The organism is Dietzia sp. NPDC055343, assembly GCF_053645265.1.
In genome coordinates this window covers 64,941-73,217 of the sequence record NZ_JBSHMJ010000007.1, presented here as the reverse complement: position 1 = coordinate 73,217, position 8,277 = coordinate 64,941, and the positions used below count along the sequence as shown (strand labels likewise).

Below are 8,277 nucleotides of genomic sequence, written 5' to 3'. Positions count from 1 at the left end.
GGCGGTGTTCGGCGTAGGACTGTTCGCGGTGTTGGCCCGCATGTACGCCGGTGGCCGCTACGCCGAACAGGATGTGCTCTGAGCAGGCGTTGAGCGGCTTTATGCGAGCCGATCGGGCGCGTGTGCGTGCCCTATTGCGCGGTTGAGCTGTCCTCCCGCGGTGTCTCCTGTGAATGGTCGTCCACCCCATCCACAGCACCCCGTGGGTAGCGCTGTTCGGCCGCTGCCCGCACCTAGCGTGATGCCCTGAGCGGCCCGGGCGTGCGGGCCGGAGGGGAGCGGGGCACATGGCGGAGCAGGATTCAGCGGCGGACCCAGGGGAGGAATCGCGACCGGGCCATGGGCCGGAGCCGGGCCACGGATCGGCGCCTGACCAGGGCGGGGCGGGGTTGCTGGCGTTCCAGCAGGCGGCGGTCCTGGGTCAGGCGGTCCGGATCCGAGAGGCCGGGGAGGCCGGCGCGACCCGCTCGGCGGAACTGGTCGGGGCACTCGAGGAGGCCTCGGCGGCCGCGTCCGGCATGGCTGCATCGGTACCGGGCGGCCTGATCTGCGGGCCCGGGTTGGCGGAGTGCGCGGCACTGCTGGCGCGGCGGGCGCGGGACAGCGCAGAGGAGTCCGAACGAATCGCCGCGGCCATGACCCGCAGGGCCGGACTGTTGGCGGAAGCGGACGAGGAGGTGGCGAACCGTGTCTCCCGCGCCGCAGGCTGAGACGCTGGTCACGGCCATCGACCACGCCGAGGCGCGCTCTGCCGCCGTGGGGCGCGCGGTGTCGGAGGTGGCCGAGGACCTGGACACGGTCGCCCGCCGGTTGGGCGCGGACCCCGAGGACGGCGGGTGGTTCGGCCGGGCGGGGCGCCGCGCGCGGGGGAGTGTGGTCGATGCCGCCGCCGAGTCGCGGACGATCGCCGGCGCGTGTCTCTTCCTGTCAGATGTACTGCGCGTGGAAGGTGCCGGGTTGGCGCGGGCGGTGATGAGTTGGGACGACGACGAGCTCGCCCGTCCGGGCGCTGGCGATCACACGGCCGTGGTCGACGCTGATCATGCCCTCGTGCAGCGGCTTCGCGAGGCGGCGGACGTGCTGGCCGGTGCCACGGACCCGGATGCCCGGCCCTGCCTTGACCTCTCCGGGACGACCGGCGACGACCCGCGTGCGATCGCCGCCCTGTGGCACTCGCTCGGGCCCGCCGACCGCGAGCGGCTGGCCCGCGACAACCCGGAGTTGGGGTCGGTGGCGGGGTTGTCATCGGCCGCGCGTGATGCCCTCAATCGGACTCGTTTGCGACGGCTGCTCGACGCCCTCGACCGCGGCGGGGCAGACGCCGGGCTCGCGGACGCGGGGCCGGGGCTCGCTGCGCTGTCCGAGTACCTCGACGCCGACCCTCGTCGGCATCTGCTCACCCTGCACGCCGATGGTCGGGCGGTGGTGGCGAGCGAGAATCCCGATGTCGCGGACCGGGTGGTGACGCTGGTGCCCGGCACGGGATCATCGCTCGAGACACTCGGGCGAACCGGCGAGCGCGCGGCAGCTATGTGTGAGGCGGCGGACGAGGTCCGCTCGCCGAAATCTCGGAACGCAGAGCCCGTCGATGCGGCGCCGGTCGACGCGGAGACCACGGCGTGCGTGTCGGTGGCGTGGCAGGGCTACCACGCGCCGGACACCATCGCCGAGGCGGGTCGATCCCTGGCATCCGCACGAGCGCACGACGAGGACCTGCGTACGTATGCCGCTGGTCTGGATGCGGTCGAGGCGATGGACGGCGACGACGCCCCGCACACGGCCGTGGGATACAGCTACGGATCAGCGACGCTCGGGGCGGCGGCCTCGGATCCGCGAGGGCTGGCGGCCGACCTGATGATCCACGTCGGTAGCCCTGGCGCTTCTGTTGAATCGATCGAGCAGCAGTGGGTGGACGAGGGCGGCGCATCACGGCGGGCACACGACCGGGAGGTCGCGGGCGTGGCGAGCAGGTGGGATGCAGTGCCGTGGTGGTCGATCACCGGGGTGCTGGGCGAGCGGCCCGGAAGCGGGGACTTCGGCGGGTTCGCCGTGGACGTCACCGAGCCCGGGGCCGGGCCTCGGTCGGTGGGCACCACCCATTCGACGTACTTCGATCGCGGGACGGTGTCGCTGGAGGAACTGGGCAGGCTCATCGCTGACACCGAGTAGCCGCCCCGTCCGCACACCGCCCCCATGCCAGCGGTGCGAAGCCCGTGGCGCGGGGATCGTGCGCCAGTCACGGAGTCAGCGGTCGGTGTGCGAGCGGAAGCCCACCTCGAGCATCTCGTCCCGGCCGGAGAGTTTGGTGCGTTCCCGGCCCGCGGTCTCGCCCAGGTCCCGCTCGCCGGCATCTATAGCCGCCCAGGCGATACCGTCGACCACCTTCACGCACCGCGAGTCCAGCAGATCGCGTACGGCCTGCGGGTCGGGCGACTCGGGGTCAGGCAACAGCCCGGCGTCGAGGTCGCTGAGGAGCTCGGTCACCGATTCCGAGGCGCAGGAACGGTTGGTGCCGATCACCCCGGAGGGGCCGCGCTTGATCCAACCGGCGGTGAACAGTCCGGGGATCGGCTGCCCGCCGGGTCCGTCGAGCACCCGCCCCGCGGCGTTGGGGATGGTGGCGGTGGCGTCGTCGAACGGGATTCCCTCGAGCGCTGCGGACCGGTAGCCGACGGCACTGTAGACCGCGTCGACGAGCAGCTCCTCGGTCTCGCCGGTCATCCGAAGGCCGGCCCCGTCCGCCTCGGTGCGTTCCAGGCGTAGACCGGTCACCCGGCCGTCGGCGCCGAGGATCTCCACCGGGGAGCGGTTGAAGCGGAATCGAACGACCTTCTGCCCGCGGGCTACCGCGGCGGCTTCGGCCTCGTCGGCGTCGGCGTGACCGGCCTCGATCTGCGCGGTGGCCCACTTCTCCAGAACGGCGTAGATCTGACCCGCCCGGCGATCGGACTCCCGATGCTCGCGGGCCACCTCGTCGTCGTCATCAAGGTCGGACGGTTCAACCACCACGGCGACCCCCTCCACCTTCTCCATCTCCCGCAGCTCGAGGGTGGTGAACTTGGCCCAGGCGGGGCCGCGTCGGCCGATCACCGACACGGTGCGTGCGGCGGTGGTGCCGAAGCCGGTGCGGACATGCTCGGGGATGTCGGTGGCCTCGAGTTGTTCCGGCGTGCGCACCAGCATCCGCGCGATGTCTAGCGCCACGTTGCCCACCCCCACGACGGCCGCGCGCTCGGCGGACAGATCCCATTCCGGATGCGCGTCGGGATGACCGTCGTACCAGGTAACGAACTCGGCGGCACCGTACGAGCCGGCCAGGTCCTCGCCGGGGATCCCCATCGTGCGATCCGCCAGTGCGCCGGTCGCGAAGATCGCGGCGTGGTGGTGGCGGCGTAGGTCCTCGACGGTGATGTCGGTGCCGAAATGCACATTGCCGAGGAAGCGGATGCGCGGATCCTGCCCGATCTTCCAGAGGTTGTTGGCGATTCCCTTGATCCTCGGGTGGTCGGGGGCGACCCCGTGGCGCAGCAGCCCGAACGGCACGGGCAGCGAGTCGAACAGGTCCACGACGATCTCGCGATCGTGCTTATCCGCCCAGGTCAGCAGGGCGTCGCAGGCGAACACCCCGGCCGGTCCGGAACCGACCACGGCGATACGGAGAGGAGAAGATGAGGGCCACGTCATAGTCCGATGCTCTCACGCATCAGGCGGTCAGGTCGGGCGTCCGGCTGGATGCGGATCCTGCGATCTGACAGGTGTCGGATAGGGAGCCGTTGGAGGCAGCGGCCCCGGCGCGGTGGCCACGGAGACCTCGCCCCGAGCGGTCCATGGTCGGAGGAGCATAATGGCCTCCTATGAGCGACTACGCCGGAGATCTCGCCCCCAGCCAGGCCTGGGAGCTGCTCGCCTCGGATCCGGACGCCACGCTCGTCGACGTCCGCACCAGTGCCGAATGGCAGTGGGTGGGCGCCGCCGACCTGTCCGAGCTGGGCAAGCGCGCGGTGGGGATCGAGTGGATGACCTCCGCCGGGCAGCCCAATGCGCGGTTCGTCGAGCAACTGGCCGAGGCCGGTTTGTCGCCCGAGGCGCCGGTGCTGTTCCTGTGCCGCAGCGGGGGCCGGTCGGCCGCCGCCGCGGCCGTGGCAACCGCCGCCGGATACACCAGCGCCTACAACGTGGCCGAGGGCTTCGAGGGCGGCCCGGACGCACAGGGGCACCGCGGGACCGTGAACGGATGGAAGGTCGCGGGCCTGGCCTGGCGCCAGTCCTGACCGGCCGTCGCGGGCCCAAGAGGTACGACGACGACATCACCCACTACGACAACACTGAGAGATAGCAGCGAATGAAGAACAACGAGCTCCCCGACGGACTCCACCCCGACACCCTGGGCGTGCGGGCCGGTCAGATGCGTACCGGCTTCGAGGAGACCACGGAGCCGATGTTCCTCAACTCGGGCTACGTCTACGACTCGGCCGAGGCCGCGGAGGCGTCGTTCAACGGTACGACTGAACGGTTCGTGTATTCGCGCTACGGTAACCCGACCGTCGCCATGTTCGAGGAGCGGCTGCGCCAGATCGAGGGCGCCGAGGACTGCTTCGCGACGTCGTCGGGCATGTCCGCGGTGTTCGTGGCGCTGGCCGCGCTGTGCGGTAAGGGTTCGCGCCTGGTGGCGTCGCGGGCGCTGTTCGGCTCGTGTTTCGTGATCTGCGACGACATCCTGCCGCGCTGGGGCGTGGAGACCGTGTTCGTGGACGGTGCCGACCTCGACCAATGGCGCGAGGCCCTCAGCGAGCCGACCGACGCCGTGTTCTTCGAGACCCCCTCCAACCCGATGCAGGAGCTGGTGGACGTGCGCGCGGTGTGCGAGCTCGCGCATGCGGCCGGCGCGAAGGTCGTGGTGGACAACGTCTTTGCCACCGCCCTGCACCAGAAGCCGCTCGAGCTGGGCGCCGACGTGGTGGTCTACTCCACCACCAAGCACATCGACGGGCAGGGCCGCGTGCTCGGCGGTGCGGTGCTGGGCACCGAGGAGTTCGTGTCCGGGCCGGTCAAGCACCTCATGCGCCATGCCGGGTTCGGGATGAACGCCTTCAACGCCTGGGTACTGCTCAAGGGCCTGGAAACCATGGGGCTGCGCGTGGAGCGCATGTCGGCCAACGCGGTGGAGGTGGCGCGGTTCCTCGAGGCACATGACGCGGTGGACTTCGTGACGTACTCGATGCTCGAGTCGCACCCCCAGCACGAGCTGGCCAGGGCCCAGATGTCGGGCGGCGGGTCAGTGGTGACGTTCGGGCTGAAGTACGACGACGACGAGGACGGCGGCAAGCGGCGCTGCTTCGACCTGCTCAACGCTCTGCGCGTGATCGACATCTCCAACAATCTGGGCGATGCCAAGACGCTGGTGACGCACCCGGCCACCACGACCCATGCGTCGATGGAGCCGGAGGCCCGCGCCGCGGTGGGCATCGGCCAGAACGTGATCCGACTCTCGGTGGGCCTCGAGCACGCGGGCGATCTGATCGACGACCTGGCGCGCGGGCTGGGCTGAGCTGCTGGCCCGTCGGGCCTGCGTTGAGTCCTACGAGTCGGCGTCGCCGCGGGTGATGTCGATGGGCCAGGCCAGCGTCAGCAACGAGTCGGTCACCGGCGCGTCGGCGTTCAGACTCAACTCGAGGCACACGGTTACCGGCGCGCCGGGTGTGGTGCGGGTGGCCGCCGGCAGCACCAGCGGCACGTCCGCGGTGGGGGCGTCGACGGGAACGGCTTCGGTCGGGTCGCCGGCCAGGAGGCCGGAGACCACGCCGGGCCGACCAGGGGTGAAGGTGGGCTCGGCGCAGGCGCCGCTGGTCGAGGACACCGCGCGGATGCGGACGTGGGCGGCGGTGTCCGGATTGCCGTCGACCAGAGCGCCGGAGCCGATCTCGACGAGCGCGTCGGACTTGGAGTCGACGCTCGTGCGCAGGGTGAGCGGCTGGTAGGCCGAGCGGTTGCGCAGCGCCGCGGTGTCGACGCGAACCGGGAAGTGACCGCCGGCGGACGAGATGGGCGCGGTCCAGGTGGTGCCGAAGTCGGTGGAGGCCTGGACGGACCAGGCGGAGGCGCGGAGTTCGGAGTCCCGCAGCTCGGCCTCGTGGTCCTGGGCGATCATCGAGGCGCCGAGCGCACAGGCGGAGGCGGCGCCGAGGGCGACCAGGGTGCTGGCCGCGTGTCGGATACGCATGGTGCCTCCGAAGCGTGCAGTGGTGCTGTTGTGCTGGTGTTGCTGGGCGCCGGTCAGGGGAGGGGATCCCCGGCCTCAGTGGCGTCCGATTCACTTAGGGTATTGCGCTCCGTGCTCATTTTGTTACATATCACCCCGGCGAGTGGGGCATCTCACGGGGCGGCGCGGCGTGTCGTGTGGATCGCTTGGCCGGGTCAGCGGATATAGACAACTGTTCCGGTCTTCTGGTTGATGGCGGCCCATCGCCAGCCGTCCTCGTCTCCCACCGCGGTCGTGTTCACGCCTTCAGTGCGGGCAGTTCGCCACCCAGCTCCCGGGTTCGACACATGTCGGCCATGGTCACCGCACGTGAGGGGAGGCCACTCCAAGATTTCCCGCGGTGTCGGACGCCGCTGGCATACTCGCCACAGTGCCCGCGAGAGCCGGCGGCACCGCCGCTCACGCATACCCCCCGAAGGAGCCATCGATGCCCACCACCCCGCCCCTGAAGCTCGGTTATAAGGCCTCGGCTGAGCAGTTCGGTCCGCGTGATCTGGTGGAGTTCGCGGTTCTGGCTGAGCGGGCGGGGATGGATTCGGCGACGGTGTCGGATCATTTTCAGCCCTGGCGTCACGATGGTGGTCATGCGCCGTTTTCGTTGTCGTGGTTGACCGCGGTCGGTGAGCGTACCGAGCGCCTGCAGTTGGGCACGTCGGTGCTCACGCCGACGTTCCGCTACAACCCGGCGGTGCTGGCGCAGGCGTTCGCCACGATGGCGTGCCTGTACCCCGGCCGCGTCTTCCTGGGTGTGGGAACTGGTGAGGCCCTGAACGAGATCGCCACCGGTCATCGGGGTGAGTGGCCGGCGTTCAAGGAGCGTTTCGCGCGTCTGCGTGAGTCGGTCCGGCTCATGCGTGAGTTGTGGACGGGTGAGACCACCAGCTTCGAGGGTGACTTCTACTCGACCAAGGACGCCTTTCTCTACGACGTGCCGGAGGGCGGGGTGCCGGTGTACGTCGCGGCGGGTGGTCCGGTGGTGGCCAAGTACGCCGGCCGCGTGGGGGACGGGTTCATCTGCACCTCCGGTAAGGGGATGGAGTTGTACACCGACAAGTTGCTGCCGGCCGTGGAGGAGGGCGCCGGGATCAATGAGCGTGATTCGGCGGCGATTGATCGGATGATCGAGATCAAGATCTCCTACGACCCCGACCCGGCCGCGGCGTTGGAGAACTGTCGGTTCTGGGCGCCGTTGTCGCTGACGCCGGAGCAGAAGCACTCGGTGGACTCGCCGCGGGAGATGGAGCGCCTGGCTGATGAGTTGCCCATCGAGCAGGTCGCCAAGCGCTGGATCGTCGCCTCCGACCCGGATGACGCGGTCGAGCAGGTCAAGCAGTACGTCGACGCCGGTCTGAACCACCTGGTCTTCCACGCCCCCGGCCACGACCAGAAACGCTTCCTGAACCTGTTCAAGACCGATCTCGAACCGCGATTGAGGAACCTGGCATGAGCGAAGAGAACGAACGACCCGGCCCGGTCTCGGCCGACCTCGCCGGCCTCGAGGGCATCCTCGGCGGCAAGGCCTCCGTCCGCGTCCTGCGCTATCCGCACGAGACCGAGCCGGATGAAGAGGGGAACACCACCGAGTGGCACTGCGACATCGTCGTCGTCGACGACATGCCGGCCCCCGGTTTCTCCACCTACGCCACCATCGGTGCGCGCGAGCTCCCCACCAACGTCACCACGCCCGAGGGGCGACAGATCCGTAGTGAGTTCGTCACCGTCGGTCGCACCGAGCACCGCGCCATGGCCGACGTGCTCGACGCCTGCGCGCTCGCTGTGGCCACCGGCTCCATCCACGTCGCCCCCGGCGCGGTGATCCCCAATGCCGTGGGACTCGTCGACTCCGGGCGCCGCTGCGAGCACCTCGTCCTGTCCCCGCCGTTCCTATGGCCAGACCTCGAGGTGGTGGACGAGTCCGGCGGCGCCGACGGTACCGGGCCGCTCCTCACCCGGCTGCAGGCCGTGCCCATCACCACCGCCGAGATGTCCGCGATCGTGAAGGAGGGTGCCGACGCGGT

The 8,277-nt window shown here is 70.1% G+C and carries 8 protein-coding genes; 6 read left to right on the top strand and 2 right to left on the bottom strand.

Features of this window, described 5'->3' with window-relative positions:
* The first annotated feature begins 287 nt into the window (after window positions 1-287).
* Together ACWIE7_RS05495 and ACWIE7_RS05490 are read left to right on the top strand one after the other, a co-directional pair.
* Complete coding sequence (locus ACWIE7_RS05495; protein WP_454068752.1) at window positions 288-710, top strand: hypothetical protein; 423 nt, start codon at window positions 288-290, stop codon at window positions 708-710.
* On the top strand, window positions 688-2,169 hold the full coding sequence (locus tag ACWIE7_RS05490) for an alpha/beta hydrolase (RefSeq protein ID WP_454068751.1): 1,482 nt from the start codon (window positions 688-690) through the stop codon (window positions 2,167-2,169). Before ACWIE7_RS05495 ends, ACWIE7_RS05490 begins: the two co-directional genes overlap by 23 nt.
* A gap of 75 nt (window positions 2,170-2,244) precedes the next feature.
* On the opposite strand, the gene ACWIE7_RS05485 is transcribed toward ACWIE7_RS05490, so the two are convergent.
* On the bottom strand, window positions 2,245-3,684 hold the full coding sequence (locus ACWIE7_RS05485) for an FAD-dependent oxidoreductase (RefSeq protein ID WP_452099890.1): 1,440 nt from the start codon (window positions 3,682-3,684) through the stop codon (window positions 2,245-2,247).
* Between the two features lie 170 nt (window positions 3,685-3,854).
* Between ACWIE7_RS05485 and ACWIE7_RS05480 the strand changes: the two genes are divergently transcribed.
* Both ACWIE7_RS05480 and ACWIE7_RS05475 read left to right on the top strand, forming a co-directional pair.
* Window positions 3,855-4,271 (top strand): rhodanese-like domain-containing protein, encoded by a 417-nt coding sequence (locus ACWIE7_RS05480; RefSeq protein WP_452099889.1) that lies wholly within the window; start codon window positions 3,855-3,857, stop codon window positions 4,269-4,271.
* 71 nt (window positions 4,272-4,342) lie between these two features.
* Complete coding sequence (locus ACWIE7_RS05475; RefSeq protein ID WP_452099888.1) at window positions 4,343-5,548, top strand: O-succinylhomoserine sulfhydrylase; 1,206 nt, start codon at window positions 4,343-4,345, stop codon at window positions 5,546-5,548.
* A 30-nt stretch (window positions 5,549-5,578) separates the two neighbouring features.
* On the opposite strand, the gene ACWIE7_RS05470 is transcribed toward ACWIE7_RS05475, so the two are convergent.
* Complete coding sequence (locus tag ACWIE7_RS05470; RefSeq protein ID WP_452099887.1) at window positions 5,579-6,220, bottom strand: hypothetical protein; 642 nt, start codon at window positions 6,218-6,220, stop codon at window positions 5,579-5,581.
* A gap of 466 nt (window positions 6,221-6,686) precedes the next feature.
* Here ACWIE7_RS05470 and fgd point away from each other — a divergent pair, with 466 nt between their 5' ends.
* Both fgd and ACWIE7_RS05460 read left to right on the top strand, forming a co-directional pair.
* Window positions 6,687-7,706 (top strand): glucose-6-phosphate dehydrogenase (coenzyme-F420), encoded by a 1,020-nt coding sequence (gene fgd / locus ACWIE7_RS05465; protein WP_454068750.1) that lies wholly within the window; start codon window positions 6,687-6,689, stop codon window positions 7,704-7,706.
* Window positions 7,703-8,277, top strand: a 575-nt coding sequence (locus ACWIE7_RS05460) for a suppressor of fused domain protein (protein WP_454068749.1), incomplete at its 3' end; no start/stop codon positions are given. The genes fgd and ACWIE7_RS05460, both read left to right, overlap by 4 nt.